The sequence below is a fragment of the Mesorhizobium norvegicum genome (assembly GCF_004919685.1).
GTDB lineage: Bacteria > Pseudomonadota > Alphaproteobacteria > Rhizobiales > Rhizobiaceae > Mesorhizobium > Mesorhizobium norvegicum.
This window is the reverse complement of sequence record NZ_SMYZ01000038.1, coordinates 59582-76427: the sequence shown is the minus strand read 5'-3', so window position 1 is coordinate 76427 and position 16846 is coordinate 59582. Positions and strand designations below refer to the sequence as shown.

Sequence of the window (16846 nt, the reverse complement as noted above, 5' to 3'; positions counted from 1 at the left end):
TGACACCTGCCCGGTAACCTGGTTACCGGGCTTTTTCTTGGTTGATGATGTTGGTTGGGCGACCGCGCTACTGTGCGGTATAACCGCCGTCGACGATCAACGATGTGCCGGTGACAAAACTCGCCTCGTCGCTGGCGAGGAACAACGCCCCGTTGGCGACTTCTCGCGGCTCGCAGCCTCGGCCAAGCGGCGTCATGGCAACAACGCGGCCCGTGATCTCTCCAGACTGTGCTCGTACCATCTCCGTGAGTGTCAGGCCTGGGTGAAGCGCATTGACCCTTATCCGGTCTTTGGCGAAGCTCACCGCGCCACAACGCGACATATTCACAACCGCAGCCTTCGACGCATGGTAGGCAATTGCGCTCGGTACCGCGACCAGGCCCCAAGTGGACGATACGTTGACAATAGAGCCGCTTCCGCCGCGTCGCATCGCGGGCACCACCGCGCGCATCCCGAGCCAGACGGCGGTCTGGTTGACGTCGATTTCCCGCTGCCACGACTCCATCGTCTCGGCCTCGATGGTATTGTGGCTGATGATACCGGCATTATTGACGAGAATGTCCAGCCTGCCAAACAGTGTCGTCGTCTCATCGACCAAAGTTGCCCAGGATTTCTCATCGGTGACGTCATGCAGGAATGGCGTAAGCTGCCCGGCCGGCCAATCCTCGACATGGAGGTCTGCCGCGACCACGCAGGCACCCTCTTCGGCAAACCGGCGCGCGATAGCGAGCCCAATGCCGCGCGCAGCACCCGTAACGATGGCGACCTTCCGCGCCAGCCTCATTTCGAGCGCGCTCCCGATTTCTGAACGGCTTCTGCGGAAATGGAAAAGTCCTCGCTGAAGAAATGATCCATCAAGCGGCCCTCGTGCGGGTCGGGATTGAGCTCGAACTCGAATATCCAGTAGGAAGAGCAGCCATGAACAGTGAAGGGATCGGTGGCCAGAATGTCCAGCATTGCCTGTCGATCTTGCGCCGCCATGATGTTGACGCCGCCGGTACCGGGCACTTGCCGCCCAGTGGCGATCGTGCACCCGTTTCTGTCCTGTTCTTTCAGCCACTCAATATGGGCCGGAAGGTGGATATCAACCTCTGCAATCGGCTTTCGATATTGACTGATGCAGACAAAGATATTGTCGCCTTTGCTGGGCATGAAGCATCCTCCGCTGGATTGCTGTTAAACCTGTGTAAATGGGGCAATCTGTCTATTGAGCGAGATAGCCGCCATCGACGGCAAGACTTGCACCGGTAATGAAGCTTGCGTCATCGGACGCAAGAAAGGCTACCGCGGCAGCAATTTCGGTAGCGCGGCCTAGCCTTCCCATCGGCGTTCGCGTCAGGCTGGCTTGGGTAAATTCGTCCGCCTGTGAGCGCACGAGATCGGTGTCCGAAATTCCAGGAAGCACCTCATTCACGCGGATGCCGTGGGCCGCATACGTGATAGCGGCGTTTCGGGTCATCTGGGACACCGCTCCCTTGGTGGCATGGTAGGCGATTGCCCCGGCAACCGCGACAACGCCAAGTGTGGACGAGACGTTGACAATCGCCCCATTGCCTCGAAGCAGCATCCGCGGCAGAACATGACGCAACCCCAGCATCACACCCGTCTGGTTGACGGCAATCGCCCGGTTCCAGTCAGCGAGCTCTATTTCGTGTGCCGCCGGATAGATATTGATACCGGCATTGTTGACAAGGATATCGACCTTGCCGGCTTCGGAGAAAACGGTAGCAACCGCGGCAACCCATGCCTTTTCATCAGAGACGTCGAGCTGCAGCGCCCGCAGACCTGTCTGTTGAGGCACATTCAGATCCGCCGCATAGACTTGCGCGCCTTCCGAGGCCAACAAGTGAGCGATTGCCGCACCAAACCCACGTGCGGCGCCGGTCACAATGGCGACGCGACCCTCGAACCGCATGGAACCACCCCATTTCTTGTCGAGACTCGCCCGGGCGACAACGCCCCCGGGCGAGCCGGTTTGCCTGACGTCAGGATGCAACCCCAAGATCCTTGAGCGACTTGCAGGTCCGCTTTTCGAGCGGTTGACCGAATTTGTCGGCTGTCTCCTTGGTGATCATCTCCGCCTTCAGTTCCAGCCGTTCCGGAACCGCCTCGCCCCTGGTCACCCGGTCGATGATTTCAACCGCAGTGCAGCCCATCTGAAAGCCCGAGAATTCCGCCGAAGCCAGCAACCGACCGGCCGCTACGGCTTGCACGCCGTCGATCGTTCCGTCCATGCTGACGACTTGGGTGCCGCTGTGTCCGGCGGATTCCATCGCTTCGATCGCCCCCAAAGCCATGTTGTCGGATGCCGCGATGACACCGTCTATTTCCGGAAATTGCTGCATCAGATTCTCCATCACTTGGAGAGCCTGGAGCCGTTGATAGTTTGCGGCCTGAACGGCCACCACCTGGATCTGGGGATAGGATTTCAAGGTTTCCTGCGCGCCAGCGGTGCGATTGTCGCTGGTTGCTGATCCCTTTATGCCTTCAATGATGACAATCTTGCCCTTGCCACCAAGTTTCTCGGCAAGGATGCGGGTGACATCGGCGCCCATCCTATGGTCGTCATAAATCACGTAGGAATTGAAATTGCCGTCACCTGTATCGATGAAGTTGACGATTGGAATGCCGGCCTCCCGAACTTTGGCGACCGATGGCTTGAGGCCCTTCGTATCAACCGGGACAAACACCATGCCCTTGGGTTTGCGTGTGATGGCGTCTTCGACCTGAGCGATCTGCTCCTGAAAGTTGTTCGGACGTGTTGGGGCGTATTGGACCGTCGAATAGCCAAGACCTTTGGCGGCCACATCGGCGCCGACGCGGGCTTCCTCGAAAAACGGATCGACCTTGTTCTTGGTGAAGACGGCGATCTCACCCTTGTCCTGGGCCATGGCGCAGGAGGCTGAGATGGCTAGAAGAATTATCGAGGCTAATGCAGTTTTCATTTTCTCTCTCCGTCTCCCACTCTGGATATTTTTTATGGTTATTGACCAACGCCGCTAGCTGCGACGTCGATTGAGAAAGGCGTCGGCAAGCATGGCTCCAACAAGGACGATACCTGTTGCGAAAGGCTGCCAAGCAGAGCCGATCGTCAGCAGGTTCATCGCATTGAGGACGATCGTAAGCAGAAGCGCGCCAAGTGCCGTGCCCAATAGCGTTCCAGTGCCGCCGAACAGCGACGTGCCGCCCACCAGGATTGCCGCGATCGATGGCAGCAACAGCGGGTCGCCCATGCCTGGGTCTGCCGAGTTCACACGGCCAAGGGCGACTACGGCTGCCAGTCCGGCGCATGCGCCGCTGGCTACGTAAACGCAGATCAGGTTGCGCCGCACAGGTATGCCGGCAAGTGTAGCCGCCGCGCGGTTGGCTCCCATCATGACCATCTGCTGACCAACCGTTGTCATATGCAGCACGACACTGCCGGCGAGCGCGGTAGCGATCATAATCAGGATCGGTACGGGAATGCCGAGCAGAAATCCGCTGCCCAGGAAGCGGAACTCACGGGGAAAGCCGGTGATGGGAATGCCGCCCATGTAATAGAGCGCCCCACCAGACAGAATCCACAGCATGCCGTAGGTGACGAGGAATGGGGGCAATCTCAGCCCCGCCACCAGAATGCCATTTGCCAAGCCTGCCGAGATGCCGATGGCAAGTGCTGTTGCTATGCCAAGACCAGAGGATCCAGTTGCGTGGATGACCCCGGCCGCAACGCACGCCGACAATGTCAGGATGGCACCAACGGAAAGGTCGATGGCACCGGCGATAATGACGAGTGTCGCGCCGGCCGCGATCAGGAACAGCAGGCTTGCCTGCCGAAGAACGTTGGTGAAATTGGCGACGGACAGGAAGTTTTCGTTCAAAAGCGCTACGCCCGCACACAGCACCGCCAAAACAACAAAACGGGCAATGATGGAGCGCAGCTCCGGATCGAGCGGTGCGCCGGCGTCGCTGCGGAAAGTGCGAATGGCCGGCATCTCTGTGGTCTCCGTCATGCTCAAGCACTCCTCTCGCTGGCCAGTCTCTCAACCAGCAGGACGGCAATCACCAAGGCGCCGATTGCGACCAGTTGCAGAGACGTGTCGACACCGATCAGGTTGAGACCATTGCGCAAGACGCCGATGGCCAGCACACCAAGGACAGTGCCAAACAACCAACCATTGCCGCGTTCGAATGATGTACCTCCGAGCACGACTGCGGCGATCGCATCGAACTCCATGCCCAGCGCAATCGTGGGATGACCTGCGTTGGTGCGCGCGATCATGCACAGAGCCGCGAAACCGGCTGTTGCTCCGGAAATCGCATAGACGGCGCCGTGAACAAGCCGCACGCTGACACCTGAAAGACGCAGGGCCTCGGCATTGCCCCCGACGGCAATCACATAGCGCCCAAAGGTGGTGCGGTAGAGCACCAAGTGGAAGATGCCGTACGCAGCGATGGCTATCAGGACCAACACCGGCAGACCGAAAAAGCGGAACGCGGAAAATGCCTCGATCTCGGGTCCAAGTCCCGACACGGCGTTGCCGTCGGCAAGAGCCAGCGCCAGACCTTGTGCCATGCCCAACGTACCCAGTGTCACGACAAAAGGCGGCATACCGAGGTTTGCAACGCAAAAGCCGTTAAGAATGCCGAAGAGCAATCCCACTGCCATCGCCGCCAAGGTAGCGGCAGGAATCGAATAGCCGGCCACCAGCAACAGCGCCAGCACAACGCCGCATAGGCTAAGCAACGCACCGGATGAAAGGTCGAGGCCCTCGGTCAGGATAACCAACGTCATGGGTAACGCGATCAGGAGCAGTATTGAGCTCTGCAGGGCGATATTGACGAGGTTGTGTGGCGACAAGAACCCGCCCGCAAACACGCCGAAAAGCGGGACCAGGATAATCAGAACCACGCTCGCGCCCAGCGCCTTGGACGGCAAAAGGTTGAGGGAGCGATTGCCCCGCAGCCTCGATATGCGCGCAACGTCAGCTATCATGATGCACCGCCAGCTTCATGATGGCTTCTTCGGTCAAATGAGCACCGGACAGCTCGCCTCGCACCGTGCCGCTTTGCAGCACATAGACACGATCGCAAAAGCCGACGACTTCTGGCAGTTCGGAACTGATCATCAGAATCCCGCACCCTTCTGCGGCAAGACCTTCGATGAGCTTCAAAATCTCAGCCTTGGCGCCGACATCGATGCCGCGCGTAGGTTCGTCAATAATGATGAGCCGGCGGTTTCCCTCGATCGGCAGCCACTTGCCGATAACCACTTTCTGCTGGTTCCCGCCGCTGAGAGTCCGCACCGGCTGACGGGTCGAACGTGTCGCTATGCGCAGGCGCTCGATGAGACCACGTGCTACCCCGGCAGCCCTGCGGCGCGAGCGGAAGCCGTGCGGAAAGATCTTCCAAAGGGCGGGAAGCGTGAGATTGTCACAGACTGATTTGGTCAGCGCCAGTCCATGCTCCTTCCGGCTTTCCGGCACAAAGGCTATTCCGGACCGCACAGCACGAACCGGGTCAGAAGGGAGCGGTAGCTGGTGGAGAAGCACGTCACCGCCGGTGCGTCTGTCAAGCCCGAAAACCGCCCGTGCGAACTCAGTTCGCCCCGATCCAACAAGACCGGCAAGACCGACAATCTCGCCGCTGCGCACGACAATATTCATGTCGACCAGTCCGGCCGCGGAACAAAGTGCCCGCGTTTCAAGAATGACTTCGCCAGCCACGAACCGCTCCAGCCGCTGATAGAAGGATCCTACAGACCGTCCGACCATCGCCTTGATCAGCAGTTCGGGAGTCGTTGCATCCGGAAGCGTGGTCAGGATTTTCCGACCGTCCCGCAGAACGGTCACCCGGTCTGCCAATTCGAAGACCTCGCGCATTCGATGCGAGATGAACACGATCGCCACGCCGCGACGCTTCAGATCGCCGATGATCGCGTGGAGGTTCGTAGCGTCCCGCTCCGATATGGAGGCCGTCGGCTCATCCATAACCAATATGCGCGATCGATGCGCGAGCGCCTTGGCGATTTCAACCAACTGCTGCCTGGCCGTGGTGAGGTTCGCGACTTTACCGCGTGGATCACCGTCGAAGCCAACCAGTTCGAGGGCACGTCGCGCCGTTTCGCGCTGAACCCGGCGGTCGATCGATCCGGGGATCAAAAACCTTGGCTCACGCCCCAAAACTATATTCTCCTCGACCGTAAGGTGGGGAACAAGTGCCAATTCCTGATGGATGACGCTGATGCCGGCGCGGCGGGCGTCAGATGGTCCGCCAAGCGCCAATCGATTTCCATCGAGCAGAATTTCGCCGGCATCGGGCGCGTAGATTCCCGCGAGCGTCTTGATCAGCGTCGACTTGCCGGCGCCGTTCTCACCAAGCAGGACATGGACTTCGCCAGCATAGATCTCGAGATCCACCTGCGAGAGCGCCTGCATCTGGCCGAATGACTTGCTAACCCCGTTGAGCACCATCATCGGCCTGGGCGTATCGGCGCGCGCGGCCGACAAAACCCCGATGTCTGGGCCAGCGACGCCGCTGCCTATTCCGACGGGCCCTTCAGAGCCGGATTCTTCCAACATGAGTGAACTCCTCCCTTGACGCGCAGCACCGACTTGCACTGTTCTACCAACCGGCCTCCCCTGGCCGGCCTGCCCGCTGTTATTTTTCATGCGGGCTCTTCGACATCACAATGCGACAAGCAAAACGCACGCGACGAGCAAAACAGCCGGATACTCGAGCCTTAGCCACTCGCGCGTACGCAGCAGTGAAACGATGACACCGACCAAGACGACCCCCCCTATCGCCGCCCCAGATCGTTGGCCGTGCGGCCAAAACAACATCGCCGCCGCCGAGATTTCGACCAATCCGACCGCTATGCGCATGAAGGCCGGATAGCCCCACTTGTCGAAGTCCGCGCGCACAAACGCGGGCCCGGTCAAATTAAGCGCGCCGGCCCACAGGAAGACGACAGCCAGCAGCGCGGCGAGCCCCCCGACAACTGTCATGTGTTGCCCACCGAAGTTGAGGATCTCGGAAAGACGGCGATCATATCGAGCTCAACCCGTGCGCCCTGGGTCGAGAGCTGGTTGATGCAGATTGTCGTGCTGGCGGGCTTCCAGTCCCCGAAATACTCCTTCAGAACCGCCACCATCCCGTCTTGATCACGGATATCCGTCAGGTACTTCGTTACTTTGACCACATCGCTCCACTGAAGCCCTTCGTGGCGCAAGATAGATCCGATGGTCTCCATGGCGAGGCGCGTCTGATCGCGGATGTCGACGGGATGGTTGTGCTCATGCAACTCATGAGGGTGCTTGTGATAGAGTGGTGACGGCGTCGCGCCCGAGATGAAAAGAAGGTCGCCAGGGCTCTCAACGCGTATCGCCGGAGCGTAAGGCATGTCGACATGCCGTTCAGGAATGGTCTGAACCTCAACCACGTCCGCATTGGACGGTGAGGACCTGAAACCCGGTTGCCTTGCCACACTGCACCTCCAAAAAATTCGCCCGTAATGCGTAGCGAGCAATCCATCGAACCTGGCGATAGGTAAGCGCATTTGCGTGCAGGTTGTCAACCGGTATTAGCGGTGCCATCCTTTCTGTCTGGAAATGCCTCTCGTACAAATCCCTTCTTTGATGGCGCGTGCAAAACCTCTTGCAAAATTTTGTCACCCCTTATACTGGTGCCAAGTATGGCGTTAGGAGAACAGGCCAATGATCATTGAGAGCGAGGAGAGCGTCACGGCTGCTGTGCTCGATGCCATGGCGTCAGCAAGCAGCCCACGTTTGGTGCACGTGATGTCGGCCCTGGTCCGGCATCTTCACGCCTTCGCGCGTGAGGCCGCGCTTTCTGAAGATGAGTTTGAGATCGGTATCGACTTCCTCAATCGCATTGGTCAGGCAACGAACGATCAGCATAACGAAGGAATTCTCTTTTCCGACGCCATCGGCCTGTCCTCCCTTGTCTGTCTCTTGAACAACGGGCGTAGCGGGGCCACCGAAACCGCGGCAGCACTGCTTGGTCCGTTCTGGCGAATGAATTCGCCACAAACGTCCAATGGCGGCAGTATCCTTCGTTCGGACACGCCTGGCCCAGCGCTGTTCGCAAACTGCTCCATTAGCGACCCCGAAGGGAATCCGCTCGGCGGAGTCGAGGTCGATGTCTGGCAGGCCTCACCGGTCGGCCTCTATGAGAACCAGGATTCCACGCAGGCCGATATGAACCTGCGCGGCAAGTTCCGGACCGATGCCGGCGGACGCTTCTGGTTCCGTTCGGTCAAACCTGCGGGATATCCAGTGCCAACGTCCGGTCCGGTGGGCCACCTGTTGCGAGCGCAGAACCGTCACCCTTACAGGCCGGCGCACCTGCATTTCCTCGGTTTCAAGTCGGGATACAAGACACTCATTACCCAAGTTTTCGTCGACGACGATACGCATCTGGAGAGCGACGTCGTTTTCGGGGTAACGCGCCACCTGATCGGCGACTATCGGAAAGGTGCAGGCGCTGCGCCCGACCCCGACGTAACAGGCGACTGGCATAGCCTCGACTACGCGTTCGTCATGGAACCCGGCGAAGCGAAGCTCCCTGTCCCACCAATCAAATAGTCTCCAAGAAGGATCCGACCGCGATGAATTCATTGACGAGCGAATACTCCACACAGACCCCAAGCGAAGTTCGTCGAGCGCCTTTTCCCAAATCGTTGACGGGCAAGATCGCACTCGTCATGGGAGGCGCGGGCGCCATTGGGGCTGCGACAAGTCGGCTTTTTGTCCAGGCCGGTGCCAAAGCGATCGTGACGCATCTGGAAACCGAGAGGGACACAAAGGCCGGGCGGGAGATCGTGGCAGCACTGGGCGACGCCCATTGCGAGGCACTGCCCGCAGACATTGCCGACACGCAATCGCTGCTGGCCTTGAAGCAGGTGATTGAGCAGCGCTACGGAAGGCTCGATGTGCTTATCAATGCGGCCGGTTATACCGTGCCAGTCCCGCACGGTGATCTCGACGCGCTGACCGATGATCTTATCGACCGCATGTTCACGGTTAACTGGCGAGGTCAGTTCGCGGCGATCAGGACGTTTGCTCCCTTGCTCAAGGCATCGGGCGATGGACTCGTGGTTTCCTTGTCGTCCATTGCCGCGTTCACGGGCGTGGGATCATCAATAGCTTATTGCGCGGCCAAAGCTGGAATCGACGTGATGACAAAGGCGCTCGGCCGGGCGTTGGCCCCCCAGGTCCGGGTGCTCGCGGTTTCGCCAGGCGTGGTGGATACACAGTTCGTGCCGGGACGAGACGAAGATTTCAACGCGAAGGTTGCCGCCTCGACACCGCTCGGCAGAATTGCCGAGGCAAATGAAATAGCGGCCGCGATCCTAGCTTGTGCAACAATGCTGACCTATTCGACCGGACACACGATCCAGGTCGATGGCGGCCGTGCATTGTAGGGGTGTCGGATGCGCTCTCCCCTCCCGAAGGTGTTCATCACTTGTGCCGTCACGGGCAACCTCACATCTCCGTCGCAGACGCCCTATCTGCCCGTAACGCCTGAGGAAATCGCCAACTCGAGTTTGGCCGCAGCGGATGCCGGCGCGGCCATTGTCCACATTCACGTGCGCGATCCGATTTCCGGGGCGCCTTCCATGGATATCGCGATTTACCGGGAAGTCATCGACCGCATCCGATCCAGGAATTCGCAGCTGATCATCAACCTGACCACCGGCCCAGGCGGACGATTCGTCCCCTCGGAACAAGATCCCAGGGTTGCCGCTCTCGGCACCACGCTACTTATTCCGGAAAAGAGGGTGGAGCATATCGCAGCATTAAAGCCGGATATCTGCACGCTCGATCTTAACACGATGAACTCTGCTGGCCAGGTCGTCATAAACACGCCAGCCAATGTCCGACGCATGGCGGCGGTGATCAACGCGGCTGGCGTGAAGCCTGAACTGGAACTGTTCGATTCCGGCGACATTGCCCTGATGCATGATTTGGTCAAGGACGGCACTCTCAGCGGACCCTTGCTGACTTGTTTTGTCCTTGGTGTGCAGTACGGCTTCCAACCGAGCGCAGAAACTGTTCTCTACGCACGCAACCTCGTGCCTGAAACCGCCTGCTTTACCGCGATCGGCATTGGCAGGAGCGCCTTTCAGGCTGTCGCACTTTCCTACCTGACCGGGGGCAATATCCGCGTCGGCCTCGAGGATTCTGTCTATCTGGAACGCGGCGTCCTGGCGCAGTCCAACGCAGCGATGGTCGCGAAGGCGCGGCGGATCGTCGAAGACTTGGGCGGTCAGATCGCCTCGCCCACCGAGGCACGCACGTTGATTGGCCTGTCGGCCTTGGCTGCCTGACCCGGAAATCCTTCGCTGCCGTCTCACCTTTGATGCCATGGAGATGAATATGAAACCTTCTGGAAACTGGCGAACACAAGGCATTGAGGCACATGCGCTGCGCCTCGAGGAAAAAGTGTCAAGCTATGCCGAAATCGCGCTTCCGGTTGCCAGCCACCGACTGCGCGTGCCCAAGGATCATGAAGTTATCGTCGAGGTGCTAGCGGCGGCTGTCAATCCTTCGGACGCCAAGGCGGCGACCGGCCTCATGCCATACGCCGTCTTCCCACGCACGCCAGGTCGTGACTACGCCGGTAAGGTCATTGCCGGACCAGAAACGCTTGTTGGCCTCAAGGTTTTTGGCTCATCCGGCGATCTTGGTATCCGCGTTGACGGCAGCCACTCGAGCCATCTTATTGTCGAGGCCGATGCCATCGTTCCTGTTCCAGAAGAATTGACCATGCAGGAGGCCGCCGGCATCGGCGTACCGTTCGTCACCGCTTGGGAGGGTCTGTCCCGTGTGGGTCTTCCGACATCGGCCGATACAGTTTTGATCCTGGGCATAAACGGCAAGGTCGGACAGGCTGCAGCACAGATCGCCTCGTGGCGCGGCGCTCGTGTCATCGGCGTGGTGCGGCGCGAAGAGGGCTATGTGGGCCATTCCAACGGCACGGTCGAGATCATTAACGCCACCCACGACAACGTGCCGGCGCGCGTTCGTGAACTGACAGCAGGAACCGGAGCCAGCGTCGTTTTCAACACAGTGGGCGATCCCGCCTATGAGATGGGCCAAGCTTCCATGGCCGCCGGCGCAAGGGCGATCTTCATCGCGGCCGTTGAACGGCTTGTGACATTCGATATCTTGGCTTTCTACAAAGGCCGTCACACCTATGTAGGGATCGACACGATTGCCCTTGGATCGGTAGCGAGCGGGGCGATCCTTAGGCAGCTCGTGCAGGGCTTTGCGACAAAGGCTCTCAGACCGTTTCCGATCCTGCCCCACGCGATGCACCCACTTGAACGCGCTTATGATGCGTATCAGCTGGTCATGGGCTCGTCTCGGGACCGCGTCATTCTCATGCCACAGGGCCTCGATCCGTGCACATAACGCGGTTCGAGGCGGCCCCAGCCTACCAAACAGCCGGCCACGACCATATGACGATGGTCAGGCTGCAGGGCCGCGAAGCGGGCCCCGCAGATCAGTTGTGGCTGGGTGTGTCGACGATAAAGCCCGGCGGCGGCACTACGTTGGATACGTCGCCTGCCGAAAAGTTCTATGTCGTTCTGGCCGGACAAGTGCTGGTGTCCAACGGCACAGAGGAAGTGGTCCTTTCGCCATGGGATTCATGCCGCTTTGCACCTAGCGAGGCTAGGAGACTGCGCAACATCTCCGGCACCGACGCGTCCATACTGTTGGCAATGCCTTTAGCCGGCCACAAGCCAATCGAAGCTCCTTAAAATTCTCAAAGCGAGACGCTCATGCCAATCTATTCCCTCGATGGTATCCGGCCAAGAATAGTAGATGACAAACGGTTCTGGAGTGCCCCCGATGCGGTGCTCATCGGCAATGTCACCTTGGGCGAGGATGTCAGCATCTGGTTTGGCGCCGTGATCCGTGGCGACAATGATCCGATAACCATCGGCGATGGGACCAATATTCAGGACGGCGCCGTCCTTCACACTGACCCCGGATTTCCCCTGCACATCGGCAATAACGTTACGGTCGGTCATCGTGCGATCATCCATGGCTGCACGATCGGGGCCGGAAGCTTGATCGGCATGGGAGCGACCGTTCTGAACGGCGCCCACATTGGCGAGAATTGCCTGATTGGGGCCAACACGCTCGTGAAGGCAGGCGCCGTGATCGCAGACGGTAGTCTGGTGGTGGGAAACCCCGGGCGCGTCGTAAGGGAGCTTGGATCCGACGATCTGACGAACATGAAAGGAGCTGGGGTTCGCTATGTCCAGAAGATGGGGGCATACCGGGACACATTGCTGAGAGCTTGATCGCCTTTGAGAAGCCGGGAAGTGGCCGTTCGCACTTGGCCGTAATGCCCGCATGATCGAACAACAAGATCATATTCAGAACTTGACCAGCCATTCTTGGCGCCGGTTTCAAGTGACATCTGCCAAAATTAATTCAGTCAGCTCGCATGGAGATCCAAATGTCCCTTAAAGGAAAGCATGCCTTTGTAACTGGTGCGAGCCGGGGTATCGGCGCTGCAATCGCGCGCCGGCTCTCGGCAGAGGGCGCCGACGTAGCAATAACTTATGAACGGTCGGCCGATGCTGCCAACAGGCTCGCAGACGAGCTTGGAACATCTGGACAACGCGCCATTGCCATTCAGATGCAAGCATCTGATCCAACCTCAATCAAGACCGCGGTGGATCGGGCGGCCAGGGAGCTGGGCGGTATCAGCATCCTTGTCAACAACGCCGGAATCTGGCGTGCCGGCCCATTTGAGCGAGTTTCCCTCAAGGACATCGACGATACGCTCGCCATCAACGTTCGGGCTGTCATGCTAGCCTCGCTTGCGGTGCTGCCTTATCTCTCTGATGGAGGCCGGATCATCTCTATCGGAAGCAACCTCGCTGAGCGCGTACCTGACATTGGGACCGCGCTTTATTCCGCAAGCAAAGCCGCATTGGTGGGTTTTACCAAGGGGCTGGCACGCGATCTGGGGCCACGCGGCATCACTGTGAATATTATCCATCCCGGCCCAACCGATACGGATATGAACCCCGCAGATGGTCCCTACGCCGAGCACCAACGCCAGCGTATGGCAATAAAACAATATGGACGACCCGACCATGTAGCGGCGCTGGTCGCCTTCGTCGCCAGCCCTGAGGCTCGATCGATCAATGGTGCCGGGCTCACCATCGACGGCGGCGCCAATGCATGAGAAGGTTGACCGTGAAATTCCAGCATCGACGGAACTTCCTATCGAGTTGCTATGGTGCCCACGCATCGCCGGATGCGCCGACCATCGCCGCTCCTTTCATCAAGGCCGCTGAAGTGCGATACGACACTTGGGAGCATCGTCCCCATTGATCGTATGGTGAAACCGGGAGCTCTACGCGCAGTCGTGGCTAGCAGTCGTAAGCATCCCACCACGCCGTCCGTTATCGCTGCGATCACGTCCGAAAGTCGCCGGCCGGAAAGCCCACAGGTCGGCGTTCCAACGTCCGGCTTTTGCGACGTGAACAGCTGGCAGCTTACGGGATCAAAATCGCCTTGCTGAACCGCTGACATGAGACGCATTGCTGCCATCGCAACGCGGACAATGAAGGTTACCCCTGGGTCAGCTTCAGACTTAGGCCCACCGGGGCTGAACGTCCGTTATTGTTCCTCGGACGCCAAAAAGCCGACAGGCCGCTGTCGGCCCAACTGCGGTCATTTGGGCGGATGTCCGCTTTTGGTGCATTTGAGACTGCACTAAGCCCACACGATGGGAGTAATTCACAGCCCAAGTGTTCGTTTCTTTCCGAACGTCCAGTCGACTCCACCCCCTGCCCGAACAACACCGGAAATATGGTTGCCCAGCTGTCTCTCGGCAGACGGCGACCAAGGCACCAGTTTGAAACCGAGCCCATCGTCGATCATTGCGAAGCGGCCGGAGGCGAGCGAGAAGCGCTGCCGGTAGATGCCAGCTAATTGGTCGCCTTCCGAAGCCTTAATGAACGGCAGTCCGATCTTGGCGGCGAGCTGAGCGCCGAAGGTATTCACCTCACGGTCGCGTAGCGCGTCGATCAGATTGCGACCAAAGACGATGCGTTGATCTTCGCGCCGTGCGAAGCCCTGCTCAATAAGGTGATCGGCGCGATCCTTTAGCGCCTGCTCCACTTCCCTGCCGAAGCCACCCTCCCCAACTTCGACGGGTGCACGCGCAACAAGCTGACGGTCGAGCCAGGTCGCGCCATGGGCATGGATTTGTTCTTCAATCGAGGAGTCGGAGCGGACGGCGAGTGCAACGCGGCCGCGGCCCTTCGCATCCTCGTAGCGACGAAGCTCGACGATCGAGCCCCGGCCGGAATCGCCGGTAGCGTCTAGATCTTGAAATCGGATGTGATGGGCACGACCGTCTATGCCGTCCACGATGGCATAAGCCGACCCCTGTAGCTCATCGTCGAGCCCCCGCTCCAACAGCCGACCGATGATAGGTTTGTCGATCTGCTCAGCTGCAAGGACATAATCGGCTACGCCTTTGTCGATGCCATGGCCGGTCAGGCTGCGATGCATGCGCTTGATGATGTCGCCGCGCTCGCCAAGCGCGCGCAAGGTGGGTTCGGCTTCATACGCCATGATCCATTGGCCCGGGGCGACCTCGCCGGCAAGGCCGAGCTTTTCGAGCCTGCGAAGCCGGCCGACCTTAAGTGCTAGGAACTCGTCCGGTCGGCGATCGCGATGCGGCGCCAGGTCGATGACACCGTGGCCGTCGGCATCGTGAACAAGCTGGCGGTCGAGCTGCGTCCAACGCTCGGTGTCAACCTGTCGCTCGATGGTCTGGCGGATGTCTTGGTCGGTTCGGAGACCCAATGTCTGGGTAAGTATGTCCCCGGACCGATCGCGCATGCCCTGACGGATGTAGTCGCGTGAGATGACGAGGTTCTCGCCATCATCGGCGACACCGCGAACGAGAATATGGACGTGCGGATGTTGGGTGTTCCAATGGTCAACGCCCACCCAATCGAGTTTTGTACCGAGATCGCGCTGCATGTCGAACATCAGGTCCCGGGCGAAGCCTTTGAGGTCACCCAACTCGTGAGCATCGTCCGGTGAGACGATGAAACGGAAATGGTGCCGGTCCTCCTTGCACCGATCGGCAAAGACGTCGTGATCGGCTTCGTCCGTGTCAGGACCAAACATCGTCGCCTTCTCACCGTCGCGCGTCACGCCTTCGCGACGAAGGTATTTGAGATGAGCAGCGAGCGGCGCCGAGCTTCTAAATTGTCGAACGACGCGCGCTTTGACGATGGCAACGCGCGAGCGGCCGATGATGAGGCGATTGGCCCGAATGCTTGCCGACCGGCCGCGACCGAAGGTGGAGTTCCGTGGCGAAATGATCCGGCCTTTGCGCGAGATTTGCCCGCCCGCCCGTTGTGCCGCTGCGAGTGCCTGGACGAGAAAGGGGCGTGCGCGCTGGCCGGAGCGAGAGCGGATACGGCCGGGGCGGACGCGAAAGATATCATCACGGTTCATGGCTGCTGAGCTCGCGAGGTGCGGTTTCGATTGAAAAGATTCCGAAAATGGCGGTCGCGCGCATCGCCGATTGCCCAGAACATCGCAAATCGAGGCGAAAACCATAAGTAAAACAACCAACCGACCGAGCCGCACATCGCGGCCCTTTATCCTGCCATCCCTCTTCGTCCTCTCTCACGGCCAACCCTCCCGCCGCAATTTCCGCGACGGAACAGGTCGGAATGCGATTGACCAGGAATGCTGATCTCATTGTGGAGTCGCGGCGGAGGTCTGCACAAACGGACTACGGATAGCGGGATTCGGAACTGATAAGCCTTCACTACGCGAGCCGTCCGGTTGCGGTACGAGCGCCGTAAGATCGGTGACCGCTTTGTCCACTGGTGCTCGTACGCTGGGTGAACGGGTCGCCGTGAAGACGGTCTCTACGGGAACATCAGTCTCGCGCTCACCCTGCGGAACCAAGCTATTCCGCGTGTTGACGGCATGCGCGAAAATCGCCGCTTCGAGTGCGCTCGCCCTGCCCGCTCCTTGGCGTGGACGCGTCGGAACAGGCATCGCACCATTGATCAGTGGCGCGAGTTTCCTGACGTAGTCGATCGTCTCTCGCGGCAGCGGCCGGCCGGTTGCAAGGTGCTCTTCGTAGCGCCCAGGTCCGGCATTGTAGGCGGCGAGGAAGCCGTTGCCGCCGAAGCGGTCGAGCATCTCGCGCAGATACGCTGCACCTGCAAAAATGTTGTCGCGCGGCTGATAAGGATCGTCACCAAGGCGGTACCTGGTGCGCAGTTCTTCCCATGTCGCCGGCATGATCTGCATCAAGCCCATTGCGCCCTTGCTCGACACCGCATGAACATCACCAATGCTCTCGACATGCATGACAGCCCGAAGCAGCCGCTCGGGCATGGCAAAGCGCTTGGCAGCCTCCCGGATATGCGCCGACCAGGGATCAGCGGACGAGATGACGCTGTCGGGGTGCGCCGGCCGCTCACGATGCGCGGAAGGCTCTGCACAGACAGTAGACGCCGGGAGGGCAAGCATGACGCTTGCAGACAGTGCTGCAATGCCTCGGCAGATAAAAGCACATACACCCCGATCCCGACGCGCCTGCAGCCTGCCACCGTGCTCGCTTCGGTCAAGGGCAAGGCTTTGCCGGCCGGACTTGCTTGCCGCCAGCAGTGGCGCCATGAACGTCCTGAACGAACGGCAAGCGTCCGGCCGCCCTTGACCTTCGCTGCGCGCGTTGGCCGCCTGACAGGCGATCGGGTCGAAGGGTTTGAACGGCGCCCGATCGATCAAAGGGTTTGGCGCAGAGGGCCCGCTGAAGCGCAATCGGATCATCC

The 16846-nt window shown here is 59.7% G+C and carries 18 protein-coding genes; 7 read left to right on the top strand and 11 right to left on the bottom strand.

From position 1 onward, the window contains the following. Positions 1 to 67: 67 nt before the first annotated feature. The 9 genes from FCU66_RS15170 to FCU66_RS15130 all read right to left on the bottom strand — a co-directional run bounded on the left by FCU66_RS15170 (position 68) and on the right by FCU66_RS15130 (position 7465). Positions 68 to 784 carry an SDR family NAD(P)-dependent oxidoreductase gene (locus tag FCU66_RS15170; RefSeq protein WP_136616913.1) on the bottom strand — a complete coding sequence of 239 codons (717 nt, stop codon included), beginning with the start codon at positions 782 to 784 and terminating at the stop codon, positions 68 to 70. After that, positions 781 to 1152, bottom strand: coding sequence for a YciI family protein (locus FCU66_RS15165; RefSeq protein WP_136616914.1), 372 nt, complete (start codon positions 1150 to 1152; stop codon positions 781 to 783). Before FCU66_RS15165 ends, FCU66_RS15170 begins: the two co-directional genes overlap by 4 nt. Positions 1153 to 1204: 52 nt before the next feature. Beyond that, a complete protein-coding gene (locus tag FCU66_RS15160; protein WP_246093910.1) occupies positions 1205 to 1996 on the bottom strand; it encodes an SDR family NAD(P)-dependent oxidoreductase in 792 nt (263 codons plus the stop codon). Then, positions 1986 to 2945, bottom strand: a complete 960-nt coding sequence (locus tag FCU66_RS15155) for a sugar ABC transporter substrate-binding protein (protein WP_136616915.1) — start codon at positions 2943 to 2945, stop codon at positions 1986 to 1988. The genes FCU66_RS15160 and FCU66_RS15155 overlap by 11 nt, the downstream gene beginning before the upstream one ends. A 54-nt stretch (positions 2946 to 2999) precedes the next feature. Continuing rightward, entirely contained in the window at positions 3000 to 3992 is a 993-nt protein-coding gene (locus FCU66_RS15150) for an ABC transporter permease (protein ID WP_206077108.1), read from the bottom strand. 2 nt (positions 3993 to 3994) lie between these two features. Beyond that, positions 3995 to 4975, bottom strand: coding sequence for an ABC transporter permease (locus tag FCU66_RS15145; RefSeq protein WP_136616916.1), 981 nt, complete (start codon positions 4973 to 4975; stop codon positions 3995 to 3997). Continuing rightward, a complete protein-coding gene (locus FCU66_RS15140) occupies positions 4965 to 6560 on the bottom strand; it encodes an ATP-binding cassette domain-containing protein (RefSeq protein WP_136616917.1) in 1596 nt (531 codons plus the stop codon). Before FCU66_RS15140 ends, FCU66_RS15145 begins: the two co-directional genes overlap by 11 nt. A gap of 105 nt (positions 6561 to 6665) precedes the next feature. After that, positions 6666 to 6986: a DoxX family protein gene (locus tag FCU66_RS15135; protein WP_136616918.1), complete on the bottom strand. Its 321-nt coding sequence runs from the start codon at positions 6984 to 6986 to the stop codon at positions 6666 to 6668. Beyond that, a complete protein-coding gene (locus FCU66_RS15130) occupies positions 6983 to 7465 on the bottom strand; it encodes a RidA family protein (protein ID WP_168991786.1) in 483 nt (160 codons plus the stop codon). Before FCU66_RS15130 ends, FCU66_RS15135 begins: the two co-directional genes overlap by 4 nt. A 229-nt stretch (positions 7466 to 7694) precedes the next feature. Here FCU66_RS15130 and FCU66_RS15125 point away from each other — a divergent pair, with 229 nt between their 5' ends. The 7 genes from FCU66_RS15125 (at position 7695) to FCU66_RS15095 (ending at position 13212) form a co-directional block, all read left to right on the top strand. After that, positions 7695 to 8585 (top strand): dioxygenase family protein, encoded by an 891-nt coding sequence (locus FCU66_RS15125; protein WP_136616920.1) that lies wholly within the window; start codon positions 7695 to 7697, stop codon positions 8583 to 8585. Between the two features lie 23 nt (positions 8586 to 8608). After that, a complete protein-coding gene (locus FCU66_RS15120) occupies positions 8609 to 9424 on the top strand; it encodes an SDR family NAD(P)-dependent oxidoreductase (RefSeq protein WP_181956552.1) in 816 nt (271 codons plus the stop codon). A gap of 9 nt (positions 9425 to 9433) precedes the next feature. Next, entirely contained in the window at positions 9434 to 10330 is an 897-nt protein-coding gene (locus tag FCU66_RS15115; protein WP_136616921.1) for a beta-keto acid cleavage family enzyme, read from the top strand. Positions 10331 to 10379: 49 nt separating this feature from the next. Then, positions 10380 to 11417 carry a quinone oxidoreductase family protein gene (locus FCU66_RS15110; RefSeq protein WP_136616922.1) on the top strand — a complete coding sequence of 346 codons (1038 nt, stop codon included), beginning with the start codon at positions 10380 to 10382 and terminating at the stop codon, positions 11415 to 11417. A 47-nt stretch (positions 11418 to 11464) separates the two neighbouring features. Next, complete coding sequence (locus tag FCU66_RS15105) at positions 11465 to 11767, top strand: cupin domain-containing protein (RefSeq protein ID WP_246093909.1); 303 nt, start codon at positions 11465 to 11467, stop codon at positions 11765 to 11767. Positions 11768 to 11788: 21 nt separating this feature from the next. Continuing rightward, positions 11789 to 12316, top strand: a complete 528-nt coding sequence (locus FCU66_RS15100; protein ID WP_136616924.1) for a gamma carbonic anhydrase family protein — start codon at positions 11789 to 11791, stop codon at positions 12314 to 12316. A gap of 158 nt (positions 12317 to 12474) precedes the next feature. Then, positions 12475 to 13212 carry an SDR family NAD(P)-dependent oxidoreductase gene (locus tag FCU66_RS15095; RefSeq protein ID WP_136616925.1) on the top strand — a complete coding sequence of 246 codons (738 nt, stop codon included), beginning with the start codon at positions 12475 to 12477 and terminating at the stop codon, positions 13210 to 13212. 557 nt (positions 13213 to 13769) lie between these two features. On the opposite strand, the gene FCU66_RS15090 is transcribed toward FCU66_RS15095, so the two are convergent. Then, entirely contained in the window at positions 13770 to 15509 is a 1740-nt protein-coding gene (locus tag FCU66_RS15090; protein WP_136616926.1) for a relaxase/mobilization nuclease domain-containing protein, read from the bottom strand. Between the two features lie 246 nt (positions 15510 to 15755). Further along, positions 15756 to 16844, bottom strand: coding sequence for a lytic transglycosylase domain-containing protein (locus FCU66_RS15085; RefSeq protein ID WP_136616927.1), 1089 nt, complete (start codon positions 16842 to 16844; stop codon positions 15756 to 15758). Positions 16845 to 16846 lie beyond the last annotated feature (2 nt).

Bases quoted from the DNA above. Each gene is read 5' to 3' on its own strand.
- FCU66_RS15170 (WP_136616913.1), bottom strand. From the start codon at position 784: ATGAGGCTGGCGCGGAAGGTCGCCATCGTTACGGGTGCTGCGCGCGGC.
- FCU66_RS15165 (WP_136616914.1), bottom strand. From the start codon at position 1,152: ATGCCCAGCAAAGGCGACAATATCTTTGTCTGCATCAGTCAATATCGA.
- FCU66_RS15155 (WP_136616915.1), bottom strand. From the start codon at position 2,945: ATGAAAACTGCATTAGCCTCGATAATTCTTCTAGCCATCTCAGCCTCC.
- FCU66_RS15150 (WP_206077108.1), bottom strand. From the start codon at position 3,992: ATGACGGAGACCACAGAGATGCCGGCCATTCGCACTTTCCGCAGCGAC.
- FCU66_RS15145 (WP_136616916.1), bottom strand. From the start codon at position 4,975: ATGATAGCTGACGTTGCGCGCATATCGAGGCTGCGGGGCAATCGCTCC.
- FCU66_RS15140 (WP_136616917.1), bottom strand. From the start codon at position 6,560: ATGTTGGAAGAATCCGGCTCTGAAGGGCCCGTCGGAATAGGCAGCGGC.
- FCU66_RS15135 (WP_136616918.1), bottom strand. From the start codon at position 6,986: ATGACAGTTGTCGGGGGGCTCGCCGCGCTGCTGGCTGTCGTCTTCCTG.
- FCU66_RS15125 (WP_136616920.1), top strand. From the start codon at position 7,695: ATGATCATTGAGAGCGAGGAGAGCGTCACGGCTGCTGTGCTCGATGCC.
- FCU66_RS15120 (WP_181956552.1), top strand. From the start codon at position 8,609: ATGAATTCATTGACGAGCGAATACTCCACACAGACCCCAAGCGAAGTT.
- FCU66_RS15115 (WP_136616921.1), top strand. From the start codon at position 9,434: ATGCGCTCTCCCCTCCCGAAGGTGTTCATCACTTGTGCCGTCACGGGC.
- FCU66_RS15110 (WP_136616922.1), top strand. From the start codon at position 10,380: ATGAAACCTTCTGGAAACTGGCGAACACAAGGCATTGAGGCACATGCG.
- FCU66_RS15105 (WP_246093909.1), top strand. From the start codon at position 11,465: ATGACGATGGTCAGGCTGCAGGGCCGCGAAGCGGGCCCCGCAGATCAG.
- FCU66_RS15100 (WP_136616924.1), top strand. From the start codon at position 11,789: ATGCCAATCTATTCCCTCGATGGTATCCGGCCAAGAATAGTAGATGAC.
- FCU66_RS15095 (WP_136616925.1), top strand. From the start codon at position 12,475: ATGTCCCTTAAAGGAAAGCATGCCTTTGTAACTGGTGCGAGCCGGGGT.
- FCU66_RS15090 (WP_136616926.1), bottom strand. From the start codon at position 15,509: ATGAACCGTGATGATATCTTTCGCGTCCGCCCCGGCCGTATCCGCTCT.
- FCU66_RS15085 (WP_136616927.1), bottom strand. From the start codon at position 16,844: ATGATCCGATTGCGCTTCAGCGGGCCCTCTGCGCCAAACCCTTTGATC.